Raw genomic sequence first — 24,581 nt, forward strand, 5'->3', positions numbered from 1 at the left:
TTTATTCCAGTATGGGAAGCCAAATATTGGCTGTAGTGCCTTGTCCCAACTCACTCTCAAAAGTAATTCCATATGAATCGCCAAAATAGAGTCGGATTCTTTGATTCACATTACTGACGCCTATGCCGCTTCCGCTCACGGATTTTTCCGTTTTTTCAAACATGTGCCGGATGCTCTCTTTGCTCATGCCAATGCCATTGTCAATCACCTGAAGTAAAATGCGCTCATCGACAATCCTTCCCGTTATCCTCACGATCCCAACGCCTGCATTATTCTTAATGCCATGATAAATCGAATTCTCGACCAATGGCTGCAAAATAATTTTGAAAACCTTGTAGCCCAATATTTGCTTATCCACATCGATTTCAAAATCCAGTTTATCCTTGTAACGTATTTTTTGGATCGTCAAATAGCTTTTAATATGCTCAATTTCGTTGGCAATCGAAATCATCTCTTGTCCCTTGCTTATGCTTATTCGAAATAACCGAGCTAAAGCGGCGACCATCTGAACAACTTCCTCCGACTTCTTGCCTTCGGCCATCCATATAATCGAATCCAACGTGTTATACAAAAAATGGGGATTAATTTGCGCTTGCAGCGCCTTCAATTCACTTTTCCGTTTAAGCTCCTGCTCGGTGATATTTTGAAACATAAGCTCCTTAATGACTGTTGTCATGCGATTAAAGCGCTTGCTCAATTGACCAATTTCATTAGAGCTCTCAATATTCACCTGAATGTCGAAGTTCCCTTTCTCAATCTCTTTCATCGAGGTCTCCAGACGCTTTATCGGTCTGGATATACGTAAGGATAGTATAATAGATAGAATAACAGCAATCAGCGTAAGCCCAATACCCCACATAAAAATATAGGTCTGAATTTCCCTTTTATTTGGCACCAATTCATCGACATACGTGACCCCAACAATTTTCCAGCCTGTATTTTTTGATTGATTGATCGTATACATGCGGCTGTTCTTTCCTTCTGAAGTCGTGAAATTATTTGTGTTTGAAGACATGACTTGGTCAATCATTTCTGTTTTCAAACTGCTGTAAATCAACTGCTGCTGGGGATGATATACGATGTTGCCGTCCTGATCCAGAATAAAAATATAACCCTTTTTGCCCAGCTTGATCTTGTTGCACAAATCATTGATGACACTGTAATTCAAGTCAACCAGGAGCACGCCGAGCTGTTTGGCATCTTCACTGCTTAGCTCTCGACTTAATGAAACGACCCATTTATACTCGTCCTGAATGACGTTCTGCACATGTGAGGATGAGATGACAACCTTGCCACTGGCTTCGATTGCTTTTTTATACCAGCTTTGCTGGGTGGGATCGACGAATTTATTCAGTTTAATTTGTTTAGTAGGAATGATGTTGCCATCATTATCGAAAATAAGAATCGAAGATATATCCTTACGCGTATTCAGCACAGAACTGAGCTGATAAGAGATCCGCTGTTCCAAGTTTTCGTTGTCTTGCGTCCCCTTGGCTAAATATTCGCGTATATCATAGTTAAAGAGCACCATTTGCGAAATATTTTCCATATAATTAACATACGTTTCAATATTGGTATTCACCTGCTCGATTAATTGCGCGGTGTGCTCCCTAGAGCTTTTCTCTGCAGCGTTTGTAGATAGCCTGTACGTCGTAAATGAAATAAAGAGCGTAGTAAACATAATTAAACAAGAAAACGCAACTGCCATCGTCAATTGAATGCTTTTAAAATGAAATAAACTATAAGGAAGCTTTTTTTTCATAAAGCAGTGTGCCCCCTGTCCTTTCACATTAATCCGCGATACTCGGTTATCGTCATCCCTGTGGTCTTTTTAAAAATCAAGCTGAAATATTGCGGATCCGCATAGCCCACCCGGTCAGCGATTTCATAAGACTTCAAATCGGTATGCTTAAGCAATTCCTTGGCCTTTTCAATCCGAATCTTCGTCAGATAGCCAATAAATGTATCACTTGTGTAATTTTTGAAAAGGAGACTAAAGTAGCTTTTGCTCATGGTCAAATGCTTGCAAACCGAATCGAGGGAAATCATTTGATCCGCGTAGTTAGCCTGAATATAGGCTTCCGCCTTGCTCACTTGCACTCTGCCGAAATGGTCGCGTTTATCGGAAATGGCAACGGAAACCCTCTGGCAATATGCACTTAGCCATATTTCTACCTCATCAAGCGTTTTGAACTGATAGATTTCCGTCAAAGGACTGCTTTCATTATCCGAAATCGCATCCTCGTGAATATCCAATTCATACAATACATCCATAATCGAGATCATAATTTGCTGTATATGAATGTAACAGCGATTAATCGGCAAATATAATGCTTTGAGATTTTTCATCATGTTTTGAATAATCAACTCAATATCTTGCATGGTTCCAGATTTAATCCCCAAAACAAGCTGCTTTTCCCACGCCTTATCGTACGGTCCGCGAGCTTGTAAATCCCCCTCAATATCATTGATACTGATGACGCGGTTCTTGCCTAACAAAAATCGATAATCCAGGGCGGATGCCGCTCTTTTATGCGAAGTATGGATGTCAGATAAACCGGAGCATACATCGCCTACCCCTATTGATACCGTAAATTTCAAATGCTGTTTAACCGAAGCATTAATTTCCTCTAAAATTTTTAAAGCGCTCTCAAAAAGCATTTCATCATCATCGCCCGACAAAATAGCGATTGTTTTTTCATTATTGTTCTGGAATACAATTCCTCCGTCATACCTTGCAATAATTTCTTCACTGATATTGAATACGCCAAAATAAAGCAATTCGCTCTCGCTCTCCGGATAAAATCTTTCCAGCTCGCCATGATCATCCACATCAATAACCGCAACCAAATAATGTGGTCCCTTTAATTGAATCTCCAAATAAGAAAGCTTATCCACCATCTCGCCTTCCCGCACGCTGCCCGATGTGAGCTGGTTCAAAAAACGTTCGCGCACCAAAGGAAAGCTTTCTCTAAGCCTTTGCTTCAGCTTGCTCAAATCCTCCGTCTTGTTCGCCTCTTCATCCAGTTCATCTTTCAACCGCGACAGAATCTGACGAAGCTCGCTTGCCGTGTTCGGCTTTAACAGATAATCATGCACCTTCATTTTCAAAGCTTGCTGGGCATACTCAAAGTCGTCATAACCCGTGAGAATAATCACTTTGGTCTGTGGGAAATTTTCAAAAAGATAACGAGTTACTTCCAAGCCATCCACAAAGGGCATATTAATATCGGTTAAGACCACATCCGGCTGCAGCCCGGCCACAGCATGTATAACCTCCCGGCCATTCTCAAAATCGCCTACCACTTCAAAGCCTAGCTCATTCCAGTTCAAATTATCTCGTATGCCTTCTCTTACATTGGCTTCATCATCCGCAATCAGAATCTTATACATCATTTCCTCCGCTACAAACAGAATCTGTCTTATCTTTTTGCAACTATAATATAACAGGATCCGATGAATTAGCCAAACAATAACCTCTTCCAAATGGGTTGCTTTAAATCGAATGCAGTTTTCCGCGTCGCCAGCAAATTATGAAATTGAATTCATAATATTGCATGATATTAGCTCATATACTCAAATTGAATTCGAATTTCAGGTAGGGGTGTGATCCTTCTGCGAGAGATCCATAATACCGTTTCTACGTGCCCTATAGAACCGCCGCTTCCTCCTTTGGATCAATGGATTCCCCTGACTTCCATCGAACAAATGGCGAAGACGGATTATGATGTGCTTATCATCGGCAGTGGAGCAGGTGGCGGGGCCGCGCTTTGGAGATTATGCGAACAGTGGGGAGACAACGGTAAGCGGATAGGAATGATTGAGGCCGGAGATCTTCAATTGCCAACGCACGCGTTTAATTTGCCTACTTTAAATGAACAGCGCGCTATAGCATACTGGGAACGCATTGCGGAAAGACCGGGAGAGCGTTGGCCGGATTATCCAGGTGCAAAAATGGTAAAAGCCTTGGGCGGTAGAACCCTTTTATGGTATTTGTTTGCTCCCCGCTTCGATCCTTCAGCTTTCCGTTCGTGGCCTATCACTTATAAGGATCTTATGCCCTATTATCAGATCGCAGAAAGTGTAATGAATATAACCAGTAACTATGCCAAAGGATCCTCTTTGCAAGAAATGCTTCTCGAACGCCTTCTTATGGGCGGATTTCCAGAGGCAACTGATATGCGTATGGCAACTGATCTTATAGGGACGAAATATGGGCAGGTTCATTCGAATGTCTTTTTTAGTTCACTCATATTCCTGGCCTATGCTTTGAATATCAGGCCGTTCGATCTGGCCGTAAATACGCGAGCCATACAGGTTTTAACCGAAAAGGGTAAAGCTGCAGGTGTCAAAGTTATGACCACCGATAAGAAAATGGTTACCCTGAAAGCAAAGACGATCATCGTCTCGGCCAGCACGTGGGAAACCCCGCGCCTTCTGCTAAATTCCAATATCCCGAACGAAGCCATTGGGAGATATCTCGTGCATCATCCGGAGATTGTAGCAAATGGAAACCTAAATAGGGATCAATTTCCGGAGGTTCTTGGCGTTGCCACTATCGCCGTTCCGGGCTCATCTGAACGAACTTATCATCTCATAGGTTTTTCCGATTTTTTTTATCATTACACGAAAAAGCCGCTTCTGAAAGAAACTCGGATTGTAACGAAGGTTTACGGCATCGTGGAGCCGCGGTTTGACAATCATGTCAGCCTCGATCCATTAAAACGGGATGCTAACGGCGTACCTCTGCTAAATATTCAGTTTTCCTACAGCGATAAGGATCGGGCTCTTCATCGCGAAATGTATACTTCACTATTAGCTTTTTCTACAACAATGGGACTGTCTCTGGAAGGCCCGCCCTTGATGAGTCCTACCGGTTATGACAATCATGAATGCGGCACATGTCGAATGGGGGATAATCCCGCTACCTCTGTAACGAATCGTTTCGGTCAAGTCCATGGCATAACCGGTCTTTATATAGCCGATAACAGCGTCGTGAATCTTACTTCACCGGCCAATCCGACGCTTACAACGATCGCTTTGGCTATGCGTACAGCTGATTACATCATCGCGCAAATGAAATAGAGCCTCAATGCTGCCTGAAAGGAGCACGATCGAATTGTCGGAAAACCAACTATCATTGAAACCGTTTCATATCGTGTTTATTGCTGCGGAAGTCGAGTACGATTCCGAACATTCCTTAGCCGAAATTGCCAGAGAGGCGCAGCGGCTCGGGGCTCGGACAACATTGTTAACGGCTTATCCATCTCCGGCCAACCCGGCGAATATTCCAGGTCTGGAAGTACTTGCAGATTGCGATCTGGCCGTATTCTTCATTCGTTATCGCACTTTGCCCGAGGAGCAGTTCCGTCATATTCGGGATTATATTGAACGAGGTAAACCGATCATTGGATTTCGCACCAGCACGCATGGATTTCTGTATCCGAAGGGTCATCCCCTTGAAATTTGGAATAAAAAGTTTGGCATTGACGTGTTGGGTGCTCCATGGATAAAGCATTACGCATACACATCAGGTACGGATGTATATGTGGAACCTAAAGCGAGACAGGAACCGATTTTAAGCGGGGTACCGGATAAATTCCATGTACGGTCATGGTTATATGTTGTTTTGCCGTATCCGCCAAAAGGATCGAACATATTGCTTTGGGGACAATCCGTCGATCCGGAATTCAAACCGGAGCCAGGCACCGAGATCAATCCTGTGGCATGGACCTGGAATAATTATGCCGGGGGACGCACCTTCATGACGACGATGGGCCATCCCGAGGACTTTCAAGTCCCCGCTTTCCGCAGGCTCGTGATGAACGCTATTCATTGGGCGTTGGGGGTACCCCCGAGTATGGACCGGGCAAAGCCGCAAGCCGGACTGCCGATTCAAAGCGGCGGCGCTGCCCGTCCCCCTACCTCTCAACCGGAGAAGGTGCCATGGATCCCATTGACTCCTATCGAGAAGATGGCACAGACCGATTATGATGTGCTGATTGTCGGCAGCGGGGCAGGCGGCGGAGCCGCTCTTTGGAGATTATGCGAGCAATCGAAAAAAAATGGTTTGCGGATCGGCATGATCGAGGCCGGTGATCTTTTATTGCCGACCCATGCGCATAATTTGCCTACTTTTGATCAAACGCGGTTTGATCGATATATAGAGAGTCCGCCCTATGCAGAACCTGCCGGGCGATTATGGCCGGATTATCCGGGTGCGAGAATATTCAGAGGGCTGGGGGGAAGAACCCTGCACTGGTATTTAATGAGCCCCCGTTTCCGGCCTGAAGAATTTATAAATTGGCCGATTTCCTATCAAGAACTACTTCCCTATTACCTTACCGCTGAACAAATCATGAACGTAACCGGAGAATATACGGAAGGTTCAGCGCTCCAGGAAACGCTCCTCCATCGTCTAAGATTTGGCGGATTTTCGGATGCGACGAGTATCCCTTTAGCCGCTGATCTGAATGTTACACGCTATGGGCAAGTCCATTCGAATGTCTTTTTTAGTTCCATTATATTTTTGGCATACGCTCTCAACTCAAGACCTTTTGATCTGGCTGTAAATACGCGTGCCGTGCAGGTTCTCACCGAAAACGGAAGGGCCGCAGGGGTGAAAGTAGTTACTTCGGACAACCAAACCTGGACGATCAAAGCCAAGACGGTCATCCTTTCCGCCAGCACCTTTGAAACGCCGCGTATTTTGTTGAACTCCCAAATACCCGGAGCAGCTATCGGCAGATATTTAGTGAATCATCCGTCCGTATTAGCCTACTCCAAAATAAACCGCAACCAATTTCCCGAGGTGTTGGGAAATGCCGCGATCATGGTTCCTAGCTCTCCCGATCGCAATCATACGTTTTTCATTCTGGGAACAGATCCCGTGAATTACTGGTGGTACCATTATGAGGAAAGAAAACTGCTAAACGAATTGAGGTTCAGAATGCTCGGATTGACCACCATAGAACCGCGAAGTGACAATTATGTCAGTCTCGACCCGAGTAAACAAGATCCATACGGAATGCCATTATTGAAGGTGCAATTTTCTTACAGCTCTCAGGATCAGGCCAAAATCCGTGAATTGACAGATACCATCTATGCCGCTGCCAAAGCTACGGGACTGGAATTTTACGAAAATCCTTGCCTCCTGCCTCCCGGTTTGGATAATCATGAAGCGGGAACGTGCCGGATGGGCGATGACCCCGCCACCTCGGCAACAAACCGATATGGGCAAATCCACGGAGTACCCGGTCTTTACGTGGCCGATAACAGCGTTCTGCCTCTTACCGGGGCTGCGAACCCAACTTTGACAACTGTTGCTTTAGCAATTCGTACGGCGGATTATATCCTTGAGCACATGGAAGGAAGATGACATTGTTTAATCTCCCTGTTAGCATCAAAACTTATCGGATGTCCGGACCTAGGTTGAATGTGCTTTACCCTGTCATCGTGGAATTACCGGACAGTGCCGTGCAGCAGCAGATCAATCAACTCATTGTGGGTGAGGTTAAAAGGCAGATCCATCAGCAGGGATACCCGCTAAATCCGAATACAGAATTGACCGGTTATTATGAAATCAAAACAAATGAGCGAGGTGTTTTAAGCTTATCTTTATACAACGAGTCATACGCAAGCAATACCCACAGATGGACGCTGCAAAACTCGCTTACCTTTGATGTACAAACCGGAAAGTTGTACACCTTGCAAGATTTATTCGTTCACGGTGTCGACTATGTGCAAAGTGTGTCCGACATCGTCGGACAACAAATCAGAGATCGCCATATTCCATTGCAGTCCGAATTTAAAGGAATACGGCCCAATCAAGATTTTTATATTGCCGATAAGGCTCTGGTCGTTTATTTTCAACTCGAAGAAATAACGGCCTATGTATACGGGTTTCAATATTTCCCGATTTCGGTCTATGAGATTCAGAATATTATTAATGAGCAGCCTCTTGGTACAATGATGTACTAGGGAGTTGATGTCCTAACTAGATGTTTGCTTCTGCCTACTCTTAACCATTGTTACAATTGTCAGCAGAAGAATGGGTAAAACGCCAGTCAAGGTGATAAATAAAGGCCAAACGGTACCTACATGTCTAGAGAATTCTAATTCGTTCTTGAACAGGGTCAGCGAGAGCATTGCCGCAAAGAATGCGATAGGAAATATAAGAATCTTTTCATCCTGAATCCGGAGTAATTGGGATAGCCCCAAATTGATGGCAAACAGAACAATCGTCGTTTTCATATAGGAGCCGGCGATCAGGGTTATTCCCATTATCGATTCGACCCGTTCAATAATTTCTGCAACTTCAATCAAGCGCGCAAGTGTGAATAAGGAAAATTTGAGATTCCCGGAAATCGGTCCCAGCGCCATAATCGTACACATAATTACAAAGGTTAGTGAGATCCCGCTGATTAGAAGCGACGAAAACATAAATTTACCCAAAGGTTCTTGGTCCTTTCTTACAAATGGAAGAACCATCGAAAACAAGACCAGTTCTGCGTAAGGAAATCCATAAGCAATATATGCACCATGCAGAACCGGTTTGAAACCATGGGGAAATAAAGGCATTAGCAGTTCCACACGGTAGACAGGCAGCGTTAATAGCATGACTATGGCGCTGAAAATAAAAATCGTGATGAGCAGCAACGCAAACATTCTCGCCATGACTTCAATACCCGAACGAACCGTCAGTGCCGCTGTGAAGAGTATTAAAAAGGAAAAGACATAAGTTGGCGTTTCCCTCATCATCGTACTCTTGAAAAATCCGCCGATGTCCACCACGATATTGGACAGCATCATGACAGTCATCATAAAGAAAGGAATGGCCAATATAACAGTCGACACTCTTCCAATCGCCTGCCGGCTGTACTGGATAAGTGTCAATTCGGGATATTTCCGATGCAGATAAAGAACACAGCATAGCAAAAGCATCCCGATTCCGTTAGCGATCCATAGAGACACCCAAGCGGCATTGTGCGCGGCCCCAGTCAAAGGTGCCGGTATATTTACGATCGCCGAACCGGTCAGAAACGAGAGAAACAACATCGCCATTTGCCGTGAACTGACCGTTATCTTCTTTTTCATCATCACCTGCCTCCTCATTAGCGTTTTTCGAAGAAAAACTTGCTTTGAAAGCCTAAGCTTCGTTAGGATGGACGTTTGACCGACTTCACAATTCGCTCAGCCGGATCCTTCAGAAAGAAATCAATCAATTCGTCCAGGTTCGGCCAGGGCAGCTCCAACACATAAATAAGGCATAGATATAGAGAGGCGATTATCAAAATACCGTAAGCGAACCTCACTTTACCGCTTGCACACTTAAGGGTCAGGCCATCATGAATAAAGATGGCAGTGTAAGCCACAATTAAAATCAAGATTTTCTCGATCATATTTTTCTCCCCGTTCGCTCGTATTGCAAAGACGGGACTATTTGGCAACCGGTTCGCCAAGATTTGCTCCTGTATTGAATATATTTGCTTTAACCTCAACGGTAAATTTTAGATTCTTAAATCGATCTTCCCAATTCGGCTTCAAACGATACCAGAATGCCGGATCCTTGCGGTATATGCGATTTCCGATTCCAAGCACATCCATTTTTTGCTTTTGGAGAAGAAGCAGGGTACTATTGATATCCTTTTCGATAACCTTTTGGACCCTTTTGTTGAATTTCTCTACGTCCTCCGGGGTTTTCAGATTCGTACAGACAAGTTCACCGAAATACCCGTCAATTTTGGTCGACACGTGGGCCGACACCGAATCCCCCATATGTTTCACTTTGATCTTCGTCTTTAGATTCGCCACTTCAACGGATTCCATTTTCTTCATTTTCTTTTTGCTCTCGCCCGGACACTCGATTTGGAGAATGCCTGATTTATATTTGTCCAATAACATCAATAAGCTTTCGATTTTTTTCGATGGCATTATATCAACCAATTTCCCTTTCTTCATCAGCGCCAGTCCGGTAACGGGAGAGCTTATCGGTATATTTTTCGGGTCAAAGTAGACATAGGGTACCGCGGCAACGCCCGTTTCACTTTTCAATTCCAGCATCAGATTGATAAAGGAGGTTTTTAAAGATTTCCCTGTATTCTTACTTGCCATTTTTTCAGACTCGCGCAATTGCTGACCCATCGACGTTTCAACAAACGGCTTGCCTTTTTCCAAATAAAGCTTCGCTTTATCTTTGCCGATCATAACGAAAATCGTCGCCCGCGGTTCGTGATCCCGTGAGAAAAAATCGAGGAGCTCCCCAATATTCCGTTTCCTGGCAATATCTTCTCCAATGATCAGAACACGCATATGGCTCCACTGCGCCTTCCGGCCAATATGAATGGTTACATCGCGGATCGCTTCAAACAAAGTCTTATCTCTTGTTTTAATATTGACATAGCTTTCTCTTGAAGGTCCGCCTTCTATCTTTTTACTTCCCGTCATTGGCCTGTAGAATTGGATGGTCAATTCAATATCTTTCCCGTTTTCCGCCTGATCGATCGCAACCCCCTGAACAAAGGCATACTCATCCAGTTCCACTCTATTCCAACATCCGGTTAAGAAAACAAGGACCACAAAAGTTATTGCAGCGGTTCCAAACGTTCTCACCGTTCATCCTTCTTTCCTGTTATCTGCGACCCGATTATGCTTGTGTCGGTTTCTCGGCGAGCGAAGTTGAGAAATGAGCGGAGTCCGGATAAACACATCGCGCAATTGTCGTAGGCGAAGCGGTCCTAAAGGAGTAAGATAAGGCTGACCGAGAGAACGTAAATTATTCATATGCAGCAGCAGCAGCAGGATCCCGATCATCAGCCCAAATCCCCCCAAAGTAGCGGATAAGAACATCATGAAGACTCGCAGGGTTCGGACAGTCGTTTGTAGCGCATACTGCGGGAGCGAGAATTTGGCGATCCCGGTAAGGGCCACCACGACAACCATGATTGGGGATGCTATTCCGGCGTTGATGGATGCTTCCCCGATAACCAACGCACCTACGATACTGACGGCAGAACCGACGGGCCGCGGCAATCGAACCCCCGCTTCGACCAGAATTTCGAAAAAAAAGACCATGATCAATGCCTCTAAAAAGGCCGGAAATGGAATGCCTTCTCTCGTATTGAGAATCGCGAGCAGCAGCACAGTCGGAATCAGCTCAGGATCAAAGGTAGTCAATCCGATATAGATGCTTGGAAGGAATACGGTCAAGAAAAAAGCCATGAATCTTAACCCCCTTATAAAGGACGAAAAAACCGTTCTTTGGTAATAGTCTTCGGGAGACATCAAAAACTCGAGGAATAAACCGGGACATATAAGAATCGATGGGCTTCCAGAAACCATCACGATAATCTTGCCGTCCAGGAGGGCGGCAGCAGCTGAATCCGGACGTTCCGTCACCCGGGATTGCGGAAAAGGCGAGTATACCGACTCATCAAGCAGTTCTTCAATGTAGGAGCTTTCCAAAACTTCCATTTCTTTGGCAGGTGTGATTCGTTCCTGAAACTCCGCCAACGTTTCCGGATTCACAGCTCCATCTACATAAGCGTAAGCGATCTCCGAATTCGATTTCCCCCCGGCCTTGAAGAGTTCAAGTTTAAAGTCAGGGGTTTTCAAACGCATCCGTATCAACCCGATATTTTTCCTCAGATTTTCTATCGTGCTCTCATGCGGTCCTCTTACTACAGGTTCGATCAAGTTCTCCGTCACTTGTCTCTCCTGAAGCATTATCGCTACGAAACTCAGCGCTTTGTCCCATTGGTCGAAAAAGACAACAACATTTCCCTCCAATATATCTTGAACAGCTCTGTCCATATCACCTATCACATGAGCGGTTTCAGCCGAAGCTCCATGATTTTCGAAAAAGTTGATTACATCGGCTGGTTTGATATCTGTGGCCGGCCCTATTTGATAACTAACTAGATCCTGCATAACGGTTTTGAAATAATTCTCCTGTTTTGGTTCAACCAATGTTTCACAATAAATGGACAATGCCTCATATTGGAAATCGGGTCCATAATGCCACGGTATGAAAATGATGTCTTTACAATCCGCGAAGATTTGTTCCAAACGTTGTCTGCTTTCAGTCAGGGTCGATGGAATCGGTTCATGCGCTTTCTGTGATTCCTGCTTAGCTGCATCCTGTGATATGTCCTTAGTGAATGAACGGGTTGAGTGATGCCTCCTGAATAATTTGAGCAAATCCATTCAGACTCCCCTCCCTTTTTTCGACAATTGTATTCGGCTTATATTTTCCCATAATATGTATGGTTATACATCACTTAGCTTGCAATATTTCAACACCTACGGTTCCCAGTTCTGCAGCACTTGCAGCCTTCTCTGCCCCTTTTATTCTGTAAACTGTCTTTGCAATCATGAACTTTTAATGTGAAAAGAACCCTTGATAATCAAGGGTCCTTTTAGCAGCGATTTCGTTGTAATTTATGAAAGAGAACGCAGCAAAGTAAATTGTTTGGCTAGATAAAGCGGCGTATATGGCATATCCTTACGAAGCCAAGCAACGATCGTACCGATCAAAGCTGAAGATCCGTACCAAATGGCAATGTCCTTTTGAATGCCTGCTGTTGCGAGGACGGATTCGTTCCCCATTCTTTCTACTCTAGCTGTTACCAATTCTGTCAGCAGCTTCAACAATCGCTCCGTAAAGATCGGAGTACGTTTCGATGCGAGAATGACTTTATAAAATTTAGCATGTTCGGCAATATGCTCGAGCAAGTTCATAAGCAGCGGCCAATCCTCATCTTCAGTGGAATTCTGATTCCCAGGCGCACAGTTCAAAATTCCAGTAATGTCCTCGATCATTTCATCCGCCATCTTCTCCAGCATATCCGGAATGTCCCGGTAATGAAGATAAAAAGTAACACGGTTAATGGTGGCGCGCTCTGCGATACGATTCACCGAAATTTTCTCGATATCCATTTCTTGAAGCAATTCCACAAAAGCGTCTTTAAGCAATTGGCGTGTGCGGATTATGCGGGGATCGGTGCGGGACGTCTTATTATCCATATATCCCTTTCCTTTTATTTAATATGCTATATCTAATTAATACTGTGTAAATTATATTACATACTGTAAATTTAGTCCACGATAGACTTGAAAGGATCCAGCATGTTGGCATTACTCTAGCAAATTCTCCCTAATGACCAATCAACTCTTCTAAGCTACAACTTCTGGTCTTAACGTCGTATTTTTTCAAGATAAACTACAAAAAAAAGATTCCGTGTATACTAATTAACACTTCATCAAATTATGTCGCTTGTAAACAAAACATTTCTGGATATAATTTAATTTACAGTTTGTTTATTATATAACACATTGTAAATTTATTTGATAGACAAGAAAGGATGAAGTAAGTTGAGTAAAGGTTTAGAAACAAACGGCAGTTCGATAAAAAAGGGACCGATCTTGTTCATTATGATTTTGGGCGCCTTTCTCGCGACGCTGAATCAAACGGTCATGAGCGTTGCCGTCCCGGAATTAATGGTTGATTTTAACATTTCGGCAGCAACGGCCCAGTGGCTGACAACAGGCTACATGTTAGTTAACGGTGTTCTGATTCCGATCACGGCGTTTTTGATGCAGCGGTTTACCACACGTGAGCTTTTTCAATCTTCGATGTGGATTTTCCTTGCCGGAACGATCATATCGGCCATCGCAACCGACTTTCCCATCTTGCTGACTGGGCGTCTGATTCAGGCAGCCGGCGCCGGGATTATAATGCCGCTGCTCATGAATGTTATTCTAACGCTATTCCCTCCCAATAAGAGAGGAGCTGCCATGGGCATGGTCGGGTTCGCCATTATTTTCGCCCCTGCGATCGGACCTACTCTTGCCGGATATATTCTTGAAAATTATCCTTGGGAGACCATGTTTTACGGCATGATTCCGTTTGCTATCATTGTTATCATCTGCGGCTTCATTTATCTGAAAAATGTGTCGGAGCGGGTTTACGCCAAGTTTGACCTTACCAGTGTCGCCCTCTCCACCGTCGGATTCGGTGCCCTGCTGTACGGCTTCAGCCGAGCTGGCAGCGCGGGATGGTCGAGTGCGGAAGTGCTCTTATCTCTGACTGCGGGCATCCTCGCACTCGTCCTGTTTACTTGGCGGCAGATCGTTTCCCAAAATCCGCTTCTCGATCTCCGGGCTTTTAAATATAACATGTTCTCCTTAACAACCATCATCAATATTGCGGTTACCATCGTGATGTATGCGGATATGATGCTGCTTCCGCTGTACCTTCAGAATGCCCGTGGCTTTACTGCTCTAGAGTCCGGCTTGCTGATGCTCCCCGGCTCGCTCCTGATGGGCTTCATGATGCCGATCACCGGAAAGCTGTTCGATCGTTTCGGGGCGAAATGGCTTTCTATCATCGGAATGGCCATTACGATCACCACCACCATCGGCTTTATTAACTTGACGGACTCGACCAGCTATACCTATTTGGTTCTCATGTCTACAGGGCGCCGTTTCGGCATGGCCATGCTCCTTATGCCTATTACCACAGCAGGTTTAAATCAGTTACCGGCCAGACTGAATGCGCACGGTACGGCTATCTCTAATACCATCAAACAAGTGGCCGGCGCCGTAGGTACTTCTTTGCTCGTGACCGTGATGACGACTCGTACCAAAACTCATCTTCAGGATATAATGGCAACAGGCGGGGCAGAGGGCGCAACGCAAAAGCATATGATTATGGAAGCATCCATTCAGGGTATTAATGATGCATATCTCGTTATTGTTGGGATCGGTATCATTGGCTTACTTCTTTCCTTCTTCATCAAACATGTTGCAGAAACTTCAGAGGAAAAATCCAAGGTGACTGTGAAAAAGGCAATAGTCAAAGAAGCCTAAGAATTTCGAGTAATACCCCCTGACGGATACCTAAAATTGCAAAAAAGCACAATGGAACAGGAGCTTGTTTCTCCTAGTCCATTGTGCTTTTTTACTAGTCTTTATTTTCGCGCAACATGTAGCCAAGTATTCTTGAATGAGAGCGCATCCTTACTAGTAGTGAACGGATGGTCGGTACTCTTTTTCAATATATGGTGATACAAACAATAATAACTCGCTCCGTCCGTCTCCGATTTTATCATTGATCTACTTTTTAAGTTTTAGTCTTTTCATGCTTCTGAATAAATTTCAATGTATAATGAGTCCCGCAAATATAGATCCCCATGATAGATAGGTAATCTATTACAAACCTCAAGGCGGATTCATCGAAGCCCCAATACCCAAATGGATTATAAATGAGCAACCTAGAACCCATATCTCTTTCAAAGGAAATCTGCACACCATAAACAACAATTAACACCGCCAAGAAACGAAACGCAATTGTGCGTACACGGCTTGTAGTGATGATTCCCGACATTTTTCTCACCGCATTAATAATCCTTCCCCACGAGATTCCTATATGAACAGCCATGAGTATAAATCCCCAATAAGCATTTAGAACATGTATCTGCCTCATGATCATATCATTATTTATCGGAATAAAAGGAAATATATCACGCGAAATCGGCACGGAACTTATCAGCGACACAGCGATCGTTAACAGAAATAGCAGATTCACAGCTATGCTAAGAATTTGTTGTACCTTGTATTTTCCCCTAAAAATCATTTTATACCATCGTCGATTTAAGAAATTGTGAACCATAAACAATACAAACAAGAAAATACCAACCAGTTCATGGATCATATTGCCGGTAATAGGATAAGCCATCGCAACTAACATGGATACTGTCATAATAAGGTCAATGACCAGCTTAATAAACATATTTTGATTCAAAAGCTTACCTCCATGACTTATTGTCTTATGATGTTTTCTCGGTTGATAGAGTAGCCATGTACTCTTTTAATGCATCCAACTCCCAATCTTCCAAAGGGATACTTGCATGCCTCGATTCCGTACTATAATTCTGCGATGCTGTAAAATCCTCTAGTTTGAAACTCTCCATTTGGTCGTACGTGTATACGAAGTCATCCCGTACCTGACTTGCGTGACAAGAAATGCAACTCTTAATGTCTCGCTTGGTATTAACTGATTTATCAGCAATGAAAGCCTGGTATCGCCAATCTCCATTGCTCTTCTCAGGAAAGTTCTGATCTCCCCACCCAGTGCGCTTTTCCGAGACAAAAATGTCGGATAGTTGTCCATCCCTGTAGATTTCGAGAGTCAATACGGTTCCGCTGGGGAACGGCTTGCCGGTTTTCACCGCTTCGATCGTTTCCCGACTCGCATAGAGTAGCTCTTTGGCATTTCCACGAGTCACTGTCGTATAGAGCACACCCTTATCGTAGTTCTCAGGGAGTTTAACTTGACTGTCAGGGGTTACCGCCTGCTGAGTACTCTCAGTCATGCTACTGTCAGTTCCAGACGGCTCTGCTTGCCGAGTACTATTTGTCATGTCATTGTTGTTACTTCCACATGCAGAGAATGTGAAGACAATAACTAAACCAAAGGCAAGTAATAATCGTTTTTTCAATATTTTTCCTCCTCCAAAATTTAGCCATTACGGCTTTTTAGAATACTTTTTGCAGAAGACAGACCATGCGTAAATTAATTATGCAACGAATAAAAAAGAAATCGATATCCTGATTGTCTTAAATGATTGCCTATTTCTCTCACGTGAATTAACTAATAAAAAAACCAAATAGATTTCCCCTCTGAGTTGATGAGAGTTTCTATTTGGCCTTTCTTGATATAGCTCGAATTAACTGGTTAAGGTGGATGTCAGAATGCCCCTCATACATTGGATACTTGCTCAGTAATTACCTGTGCCTGGTTATATGTCTCCTTAAGACGCTTCATGTCAGCTTTGGGAGGAAAACCAAACATGCGAGAATATTCACGGCTAAACTGAGATGCACTTTCGTAGCCTACTTGGTAGGCAACCTCAGTAGCATCCGCCGACTCCGTTAATAATAGGCGCCGAGCTTCTTGTAACCGAAGCTGTTTTTGGAATTGAAGAGGGCTCATCGCAGTGATTTCTTTAAAGTGTCTATGGAACGAAGAAATACTCATATTCGCTATTTCGGCAAGTTCTTCAATCCGTAAGGGGCTGTCATAGTTATTCATGATTTGTTCAATAACAACTTTGATTTGATGGGTTGAGCTTCCTTCCATTACAATTTGCTCCAAAATAATCCCATTCTGACCTTGCAGCACCCGATAAAGAATTTCCTTCGTAAATAGTGGAGCAAGTACCGGAATATCTTTTGGATTATCAAGCAAACGAGCTAACCTAATGACCGAATCTAACAAAGATGATTCTATCTGGCTGACAAACATAGCTCGCTTAGGATTTTTTTTCGGATCAACTCGAAATTCAGAATCTTGTAAAACCTCTAAGATTTGACTCGGTGTAAATTCAAGTTTGAAACCCAAATATGGAACATTAGGAGTGGCTTCAGTAACTCGGGCGGTAACTGGCAAGTGAACGGATGCAACAAGGTAATCGGCAGGACTGTATGTAAAGCGCTCCTGTGCTAGCCATACCTCCTTCGCTCCTTGAACTACCATACAAAAGGAAGGCTTGTAAACTCCGTGGCTTTGTCCGGCCGCATTTGAGACACGCATGAAAAATAAGGATGGAATAGCAGTTGGGTGAACACCGTCCTTTTCGGAATAGCGCTCAATGATTTTGACGAGCTCATTCTGCTGTTTGGTGTTTATTTCGGACATTTGATTCTCCTTGTTCCTATTTTTTATAGTTCGATTATAGTCCATATTTATCAGTTACATAAGTGGTAGTGAGAGGATTAGGCAAACATTTAGCACGATTGTGATAACGGTCACGTTGTCATCTGGTGCATAATAAGGATGCGAGGGGGGGGATAAATACAATACAGTGAACAATACTTGGAAAATTTATCTACTGACTCTTATCAGCTTTTTGGTCGGTACATCTCAATCCGTGATCTCTGGTATTTTAGATGAGGTCGCTGCTTCCGTCGGCGTATCGCTATCGGCGGCGGGACAGCTTATCACTGTATTCGCGCTTGCCACTGCAATTGGTTCCCCTGTAGTCATGTTGGCGACAGCGAAGATAGGGCGGCGTAAGCAACTGCTGCTGGCGCTCGCCATCATATTACTCGGCATCATGTTGACAATCGCATGCTCCTTCGGGCTTACCCGTACGTTCTCGAAACGCGCGGCGACCGAGTGAGCCAGTTATGGAGGTTATGGATAAGATCAAATCGATTTACAAATAATTTTAAAAACCTGGAGGATTTTATATGCAAAAAGTAATTTTGAACAATGGTGTTGAGATGCCTATACTCGGTTTTGGTGTTTATCAGATTGCAGATCAAAATGAATGTGAACAAAGCGTTTATGACGCTATTATGGCAGGCTATCGGCTGATTGATACCGCTGCCTCTTATCAAAATGAAGAAGCAGTTGGCAGAGCGATCAAACGGAGTGGCGTGGCAAGAGAGGAATTATTTATCACTACGAAACTTTGGGTTCAGGATGCTGGTTATGAACGCACAAAAAAAGCATTTGAAAAATCTCTGGAAAGACTGCAATTGGCTTATTTGGATTTGTATTTAATTCATCAGCCATATGGAGATGTATTTGGCTCTTGGCGTGCTATGGAGGAACTGTACCGTGAAGGTAAGGTTCGTGCAATTGGCGTTAGTAACTTCCATGAGGATCGTCTGATCGATTTGATCCTTCATAACGAAGTCGTTCCTGCGGTAAACCAGGTTGAAACACATCCCTTCAACCAGCAAATCGAAAATGCGAAATTCATGAAAGAGAATAATGTTCAGATCGAATCCTGGGCGCCTTTTGCTGAAGGGAAAAATAACTTGTTCCAGAATGAGGTATTGGTATCCATAGCTGAAAAGGTTAATAAATCTGTTGCTCAGGTAGTTTTGCGTTGGTTGACACAAAGAGAAGTCGTTGTGATTCCAAAGTCTGTTCGTAAAGAAAGAATTATCGAAAACTTCAATATCTTTGATTTTGAATTAAGCCAAGAGGATATGAAGTCAATTGCTACGTTAGATACGAAACAGAGCCTGTTCTTTTCACATCGCGATCCTGAAATGGTGAAATGGATCGGTACCCGTAAACTTGATATCTAACTAATTTAACAATTAGATGTTGAAATAAGGAGCAGATGCATTTATGCAATCTGCTCCTATTTCGTTTGCAGAATTGGAAATACCGAACATGTACTCGGAGGAATAATAATTGTTTCCAAATCGATCGGAGACTCCCCATCGTATCTCACCCCCATAAAGAGTCATCAGGACCGAAAGTGCTTGCGTTATATCCCATGACCACGCCTCAATGCTATGAATCGCTTATTATTTTACTAACAAGATAGTTTTTGGCTGACAACTCTATCAATACCGTCTCTGATTTGATCATTAATTCAGGTAACAATAAGGGGTACAGGTATAAAACAACCGGTTTTGGTACAAATGTTTCATGCCTATTTATTTATAATAAGGGTGCATACCCAATCAAGCTATTATAGACATACGTATCTATGTATGAGTTAAATATACTTATGGCATGAGTCTATCAGAAAGGGGGAACGAATTCCCATGCAGCCTGATGAAGAGACGAAACAGAGAGTATTGGAGACATATGGGCTTCCAATAGCGTTTGTTCCAAATGCTGGACAGTTGGATGATGCGGTTCGGTTCTATGCGGAAGGCAGAGAATTTCGTTATACCTTTAGCCAGGAACAAGTAGGGATGACCTTCTTTGAGTTTGATCCTAAACTTTCGTTTTTTCATAAACCGAGTCTGGCTAGGCGGTTTTTGAATGTCCGTTCCGACGTGACCCTTGGAGTAACATCACCGGAAACGGGACGCGGTAGCGATCCAAATGAACATTACTCGAATCTCCCCATCTATCGGGAAGTCGTTTACCAACAGATGTGGCCTGGCATTGATGTGGTATTTCAAGGACACGAAGGGAATATGAAATATGATGTGATACTGCAGCCGGGTGCCCGGATGGAAGATATTCGGTTCAGATGTGAGGGGGCAGATGAGATCCGGATCGATGATGCCGGAAATTTGTTGATTGTTACCCCCTTCGGGACGTTCATGGACCTCAAACCTGCGGGTTATCAGAAAAAGGATCACATCCAAAACCCAGTCGGATACCGGTTTGTAATTAGGGCTGAAGAGGATGGAAGCCAAAGCGTTGGATTTGAGATGTCCGAAGGCGATAATCCAGGTCATTCCTTGAACGGTAACGTATACGCGACTGAAGACACTAATTCAGCCAATTCTCTCACCACTCCCGGCTTTGCCACTACTTTAGGCGATTTTCAAGAAAAATTTATTACAATAGGGAGAATTGCCTGCCCCGTAATACAAGGACCGCCAGGACTTCTAGTGGAACCTAGACCACCAGAACCTCCAATAACCCTAGAACTGGAAGACTCCCCTGGGTCTCCAGAATCGCAAGGATTAAAATGTAAGCCTGGAGCTTACGTGCCGCTGGGTTCACGAACACACAAAAAACGAAAACAAATAAGTAAAACAAATAGAATGACATGCGCTCACTCAGTGAGAGCGGATCCTGTTTCATTTGACAAAAAAGTTAAAAAAATGATTCGAGGAAAAAACATTATTGGTTTGGGCTCAAGACGAGTTGTATATGATCTGGGTAATGGTTACGTTCTAAAGGTAGCTAAGTCTAAATATGGGATAAAAAGTAACAAGAAAGAAGTAACCATATGCATGACATCTCCGTCCGAGATAAAAAAACATCTTGGCCGCATCCTAAAGCACGATGATAGATTCAATTGGATAATAATGAAAAACTATTATATAAATTTCCGAAAAAATAAAGAAAACATGAAAAAATTTTTTGATATGAAAGGGAAATTTAGGAGAAATCGAATAATTCCTTATGAGATATCAGGTCGTGATGGACCCAATTATCAAAACCTTCGTCTAAACTTTGACGGAGAGATCATTGTGATTGACTATGGAAACTTTAAATATCAATATTAATTGTTGCCCTAAGTAATGTGAGTGTTCATCATACACATGACATGTACAAAATATAGCGTTTTGTCAATCGACGGGAGTGATTGTTGAAATATTCAGTACTACTAGTCGATGTCACCACCCCACCCGCAAGCGTTCACAACACTATTCCTTGGCCTCTGCTTCACTGAGGGCCTAATTATGGTAAATTTTGCAATTCATTAACGCAGTTGAATAGAATAGCACAATACCTAATGACGGGAGGGGTATATTGTTACATGGAGAAGAAGATAAAAAAAATGATAAAAGGAAAAAAAGTTATCGGGGTAGGTAAGTGGCGAGTAGTACATGATTTGGGTAACCACCATGTAATAAAAGTTGCTAAATCAAAAAATGGAAGGTCAAGTAATAAGCAAGAAGTAATTATATATAAATCAGCTCCATCTCGGATCAAAAAGTACCTGGGAAAAGTAATAACTCATGGGTTTGGATATCGCTTTTTAATAATGAAAAGGTACAAACGGATGTTTCCCAGATCAAAAAAATATAAGCGTAAACTTTCCTCTTTGAAACGCAGATTCATCATGAAAGGAATCATTCCTCATGATCTTGCTTCTATTAACTTACGTTTAAAAAATAATGGACGAATTGTTATTATTGATTATGGGAATTTTGAAAAACGCCGCAAAAAGTGAAATGCACACGTATTTTTTAAATTCTAGGAGGAGATGTCGTGAGCAAAAAAAAGCGGGGAGTATCGATTATCACGTGTACGAATAGGCCAAGTTTTATTAGTAATGTCTTAGCAAATTATAAAAGACAGCGTTACCCGATAAAAGAATTAATTATCGTATTAAATAAAAGCGGCATGAAATTATCCAAGTACCGTAAAAAAGCAAAAGACCATAAAAATGTTTCGGTTTACAGAAGGAAGGAAAAAGTCTCTCTGGGTGAGTGTTTGAATTACGCAATAAAACGGACGAAGCTCCCCTATATAGCTAAATTCGATGATGACGACTACTACTCGAAATATTATTTGACAGAGCAAATGAAGGCGCTGCGTCGTTCGAAAGCGCATGTTGTGGGAAAAAGAGCTTACCTGGCTTTTATCAAAACGAAAAAACTGCTCGTCCTCCATACACCCAAAAAACAACATAAATTCGTTACATGGGTAACAGGTGGAACCATCTTATTTAAAAGGCGTGTTTTTAATAAAGTCCGATTTCCAAAAATTTCACTAAATGAAGATGTGATCTTTGCAAAAAGATGCAGGAAAAATCACTTTAAAATATACTCCTCAAGTCCTTACAATTATGTAATGATCCGCCGAAAAAACAAAAAAGGCCACACATGGAAAGCCAGTGACGACCACCTTCTATCAAGAAGCCAGATAGTTGCAAAAACCAGGAATTTCCGAAAAATGGGCACCCGAGCAAAATAAGCTATTTCAAATCAATCTAACACATATTCACCAAATTCTTTGTAATATGAATAAGTCATAGGGAGCTGCCGCGGTAGCTCCTTCATCACATTGGTTTACAAAAAGTTACAACGAATAGAAAGAGGAATTATTCCCCTTATGTGGAAAGGTTAATTGAGTGAACAACGAACATTTTCTAGTCCAGATTGAAGGAGGTATATTATGCCCATCCATCCCTACGGATTGCTCAAATGCAAAGCACACGACCGGCGTCTCGGCACAAACGAGAACCCGCATTACCAGGTGCACGCTATCGCAAATAACGAACACTTCCGCATAGCGATCAATGTCAAGTCGCAGCAGCGCCCGTCCGAGCTGTTGTACTGTACGATTGAAAATTTTCAGCATGTCACGACGGCCGAATTGTCTGCTATGCCATTTGGTTTTTCGCCGCTGGCAAGCAAGCCTAACGGACAAGCACTCGATTATATTCGTAGCAACTTATTCGATCGCCGTAACATGCTACCGCTTGCCTTCAATATACCGGGAAGAGACAACGATCTGAACGAGAAGCTTGACTTCTACATCAGACGCGCGATGGAAACCGATGATGCCGTTATGTACGCATTCGGTGAAAGATGGGGTCCTGAACACGGCAAGGCGGACAAAATCTTTGGATTCGAAATCGGCAACGGCATTCACGATATTCATATGAATCAAGGTAACAGTGGCACATTTACGAAAGACGACGGTGTCTACCAGGACGGGGGGCTGCTGATCCACTTCCCGTCGGAGGACAAGTGGATTGCCGTATTTCTCGCTTTTCAGTCCCAATCATGGCATACCGACGATAATTCGGGACACGTAATCAGTGGCCCTGTGGAGGAACCAGTACCTAACAACGACACAACGCCGGTTCAAGTGGAAGGCGGCAGCATTCGAATCGCAGGGGTCATCGTACTGACTGAAGACGGCAGTTACGAAACGGTCACACTGCTCAATGCTTCCAATCGGGCCGTAGACTTGACAGGGTGTGTAATCGCAAACAAGGCTAAGCAAAAGCACAAGATTCATGGCATCATCGAACCCGGACAGTTTATGTCCATCCCAGTAGCTGAACCTGCATTCTTCCGAGACAAGGGTGATATTATTACTCTACTCGACCGTAACGGCCTAAAAATCGCCGGAGTCTCATATACGAAGAATCAAGTGAAACCAGGCTGGACGATACTCTTTTGAGTTCATGCAAATAGAAGAACCGCCTTCCAATGGTTTGGAAGACGGTTCTTCTATTTTTTTTGCGGATATATTATGGAACTATCGTTCGCTACGACTCGCCTGACTTCCTATCTCACGACGTTACGGGTACGGCTTTGGTCTTAAAATCATCAAAGTACCATGATTTATAACCGTCGATCGGGCGATCTTTGGCTCCCTCAACTCCCGGTCCATAATACGACGAAGTATATTCGTAATCAGCCTTGTCTTTTTGCGTTCCGAAGAAACGAATATGGATGTCCGGGCACCGGTGATCGTCCTTGGAATAGTTAATAGTAATAGGAGTGGAAATAAAACCACTACAAATTTTGTCATCAGAAATCCCCTTTCAATGGCAAAAGATAGCTCTATGGGCAACCACAGAGCTATCCCTTATTCTATGGGATTTTTATTGGAAATACATCACCCCACCCTGTACCCATCCGTTCGCCATAGCATCAAAATGGACACGGTAATCAATGCTGTGGCGCTGGCCCCATGTGGAGACGGTAATCCAACGGTTGTCATTCACATCCCGGAAGTACTTGGTGATCGTCATCCAATGCCACTCATACTCATAGTCGGACATTTATAGATGGATTCCCATATCAGATAAATTACATGCATCACGCATGGAGAGTTACTTTCTGAACAAAGGAATTCGTGTTTATCACTCAGATCGCTTGACTCGATCATTTCGATCGCCTAAACTGCCCTTATTCTCTGAGGGAGTTGAACACCCTACTTATCCGAACAAACAAGGATAAACGACTCCGTCGTCCTTTTGGGGCGAGCACGTTTATCAAGACTGATGACGCGAAGTGTAATAAAAATTTATACTTTCTGCCCTGAAAATTAAAAATTTTCATTCATCAGTGGTGCCGCAACGCTGCATGTCGAGGAGAACTATTATTCAAGAGCCAAATTA

The 24,581-nt window shown here is 43.3% G+C and carries 20 protein-coding genes and 1 pseudogene; 10 read left to right on the forward strand and 11 right to left on the reverse strand.

Going from position 1 to position 24,581, the window contains the following annotated elements:
- Position 1: 1 nt before the first annotated feature.
- Both ASG93_RS33090 and ASG93_RS33095 read right to left on the reverse strand, forming a co-directional pair.
- Positions 2-1,762 (reverse strand): sensor histidine kinase, encoded by a 1,761-nt coding sequence (locus tag ASG93_RS33090; RefSeq protein ID WP_056839351.1) that lies wholly within the window; start codon positions 1,760-1,762, stop codon positions 2-4.
- 23 nt (positions 1,763-1,785) lie between these two features.
- Complete coding sequence (locus ASG93_RS33095; RefSeq protein ID WP_082615240.1) at positions 1,786-3,396, reverse strand: response regulator; 1,611 nt, start codon at positions 3,394-3,396, stop codon at positions 1,786-1,788.
- 210 nt (positions 3,397-3,606) lie between these two features.
- Here ASG93_RS33095 and ASG93_RS33100 point away from each other — a divergent pair, with 210 nt between their 5' ends.
- From ASG93_RS33100 to ASG93_RS33110, 3 genes are read left to right on the forward strand one after another with little or no spacing between them, the layout of a single operon-like run.
- A complete protein-coding gene (locus ASG93_RS33100; protein WP_056839355.1) occupies positions 3,607-5,085 on the forward strand; it encodes a GMC oxidoreductase in 1,479 nt (492 codons plus the stop codon).
- A gap of 34 nt (positions 5,086-5,119) precedes the next feature.
- On the forward strand, positions 5,120-7,378 hold the full coding sequence (locus tag ASG93_RS34690; protein WP_162262900.1) for a GMC oxidoreductase: 2,259 nt from the start codon (positions 5,120-5,122) through the stop codon (positions 7,376-7,378).
- Complete coding sequence (locus tag ASG93_RS33110; protein WP_056839357.1) at positions 7,375-7,980, forward strand: DUF3298 and DUF4163 domain-containing protein; 606 nt, start codon at positions 7,375-7,377, stop codon at positions 7,978-7,980. Before ASG93_RS34690 ends, ASG93_RS33110 begins: the two co-directional genes overlap by 4 nt.
- Positions 7,981-7,992: 12 nt before the next feature.
- Here ASG93_RS33110 and ASG93_RS33115 read toward each other — a convergent pair whose 3' ends face one another.
- The 5 genes from ASG93_RS33115 to ASG93_RS33135 all read right to left on the reverse strand — a co-directional run bounded on the left by ASG93_RS33115 (position 7,993) and on the right by ASG93_RS33135 (position 13,023).
- Positions 7,993-9,099: a GerAB/ArcD/ProY family transporter gene (locus ASG93_RS33115; protein ID WP_235551049.1), complete on the reverse strand. Its 1,107-nt coding sequence runs from the start codon at positions 9,097-9,099 to the stop codon at positions 7,993-7,995.
- 59 nt (positions 9,100-9,158) lie between these two features.
- The gene (locus tag ASG93_RS33120; RefSeq protein WP_056839359.1) at positions 9,159-9,401 is read right to left on the reverse strand and encodes a hypothetical protein; all 243 of its coding nucleotides are present in this window, start codon (positions 9,399-9,401) and stop codon (positions 9,159-9,161) included.
- Between the two features lie 37 nt (positions 9,402-9,438).
- Positions 9,439-10,611: a Ger(x)C family spore germination protein gene (locus ASG93_RS33125; RefSeq protein ID WP_056839361.1), complete on the reverse strand. Its 1,173-nt coding sequence runs from the start codon at positions 10,609-10,611 to the stop codon at positions 9,439-9,441.
- Between the two features lie 3 nt (positions 10,612-10,614).
- Positions 10,615-12,204, reverse strand: coding sequence for a spore germination protein (locus tag ASG93_RS33130; protein WP_082615242.1), 1,590 nt, complete (start codon positions 12,202-12,204; stop codon positions 10,615-10,617).
- Between the two features lie 234 nt (positions 12,205-12,438).
- The gene (locus ASG93_RS33135) at positions 12,439-13,023 is read right to left on the reverse strand and encodes a TetR/AcrR family transcriptional regulator (protein ID WP_056839363.1); all 585 of its coding nucleotides are present in this window, start codon (positions 13,021-13,023) and stop codon (positions 12,439-12,441) included.
- A 408-nt stretch (positions 13,024-13,431) separates the two neighbouring features.
- Here ASG93_RS33135 and ASG93_RS33140 point away from each other — a divergent pair, with 408 nt between their 5' ends.
- A complete protein-coding gene (locus tag ASG93_RS33140) occupies positions 13,432-14,868 on the forward strand; it encodes a DHA2 family efflux MFS transporter permease subunit (RefSeq protein ID WP_082615264.1) in 1,437 nt (478 codons plus the stop codon).
- 253 nt (positions 14,869-15,121) lie between these two features.
- Here the strand turns inward: ASG93_RS33140 and ASG93_RS33145 are convergent, their stop codons facing one another.
- The 3 genes from ASG93_RS33145 to ASG93_RS33155 form a co-directional block, all read right to left on the reverse strand.
- Positions 15,122-15,802: a DUF4405 domain-containing protein gene (locus ASG93_RS33145; RefSeq protein ID WP_056839367.1), complete on the reverse strand. Its 681-nt coding sequence runs from the start codon at positions 15,800-15,802 to the stop codon at positions 15,122-15,124.
- A 25-nt stretch (positions 15,803-15,827) separates the two neighbouring features.
- The gene (locus tag ASG93_RS33150) at positions 15,828-16,499 is read right to left on the reverse strand and encodes a cytochrome P460 family protein (RefSeq protein WP_056839369.1); all 672 of its coding nucleotides are present in this window, start codon (positions 16,497-16,499) and stop codon (positions 15,828-15,830) included.
- Positions 16,500-16,759: 260 nt separating this feature from the next.
- Positions 16,760-17,698 (reverse strand): AraC family transcriptional regulator, encoded by a 939-nt coding sequence (locus ASG93_RS33155; RefSeq protein ID WP_056839371.1) that lies wholly within the window; start codon positions 17,696-17,698, stop codon positions 16,760-16,762.
- Positions 17,699-17,864: 166 nt separating this feature from the next.
- Between ASG93_RS33155 and ASG93_RS33160 the strand changes: the two genes are divergently transcribed.
- The 6 genes and pseudogenes from ASG93_RS33160 to ASG93_RS36730 form a co-directional block, all read left to right on the forward strand.
- A complete protein-coding gene (locus ASG93_RS33160; RefSeq protein ID WP_056839373.1) occupies positions 17,865-18,182 on the forward strand; it encodes an MFS transporter in 318 nt (105 codons plus the stop codon).
- Positions 18,183-18,252: 70 nt separating this feature from the next.
- Entirely contained in the window at positions 18,253-19,104 is an 852-nt protein-coding gene (locus tag ASG93_RS33165; RefSeq protein ID WP_056839375.1) for an aldo/keto reductase, read from the forward strand.
- Positions 19,105-19,572: 468 nt separating this feature from the next.
- Positions 19,573-21,000, forward strand: a complete 1,428-nt coding sequence (locus ASG93_RS33170; RefSeq protein WP_056839377.1) for a hypothetical protein — start codon at positions 19,573-19,575, stop codon at positions 20,998-21,000.
- A 254-nt stretch (positions 21,001-21,254) separates the two neighbouring features.
- Positions 21,255-21,671: a hypothetical protein gene (locus ASG93_RS33175; protein WP_056839379.1), complete on the forward strand. Its 417-nt coding sequence runs from the start codon at positions 21,255-21,257 to the stop codon at positions 21,669-21,671.
- Between the two features lie 38 nt (positions 21,672-21,709).
- Positions 21,710-22,417: a glycosyltransferase gene (locus ASG93_RS33180; protein ID WP_056839381.1), complete on the forward strand. Its 708-nt coding sequence runs from the start codon at positions 21,710-21,712 to the stop codon at positions 22,415-22,417.
- A gap of 201 nt (positions 22,418-22,618) precedes the next feature.
- A pseudogene (locus ASG93_RS36730) lies at positions 22,619-23,260 on the forward strand (DUF2278 family protein); the annotation flags it as partial.
- 802 nt (positions 23,261-24,062) lie between these two features.
- Here the strand turns inward: ASG93_RS36730 and ASG93_RS33190 are convergent.
- A complete protein-coding gene (locus ASG93_RS33190) occupies positions 24,063-24,242 on the reverse strand; it encodes a hypothetical protein (protein WP_056839384.1) in 180 nt (59 codons plus the stop codon).
- Between the last annotated feature and the right edge of the window lie 339 nt (positions 24,243-24,581).

This window comes from Paenibacillus sp. Soil787, assembly GCF_001429545.1.
In the GTDB taxonomy this organism is placed as follows: Bacteria; Bacillota; Bacilli; order Paenibacillales; family NBRC-103111; genus Paenibacillus_E.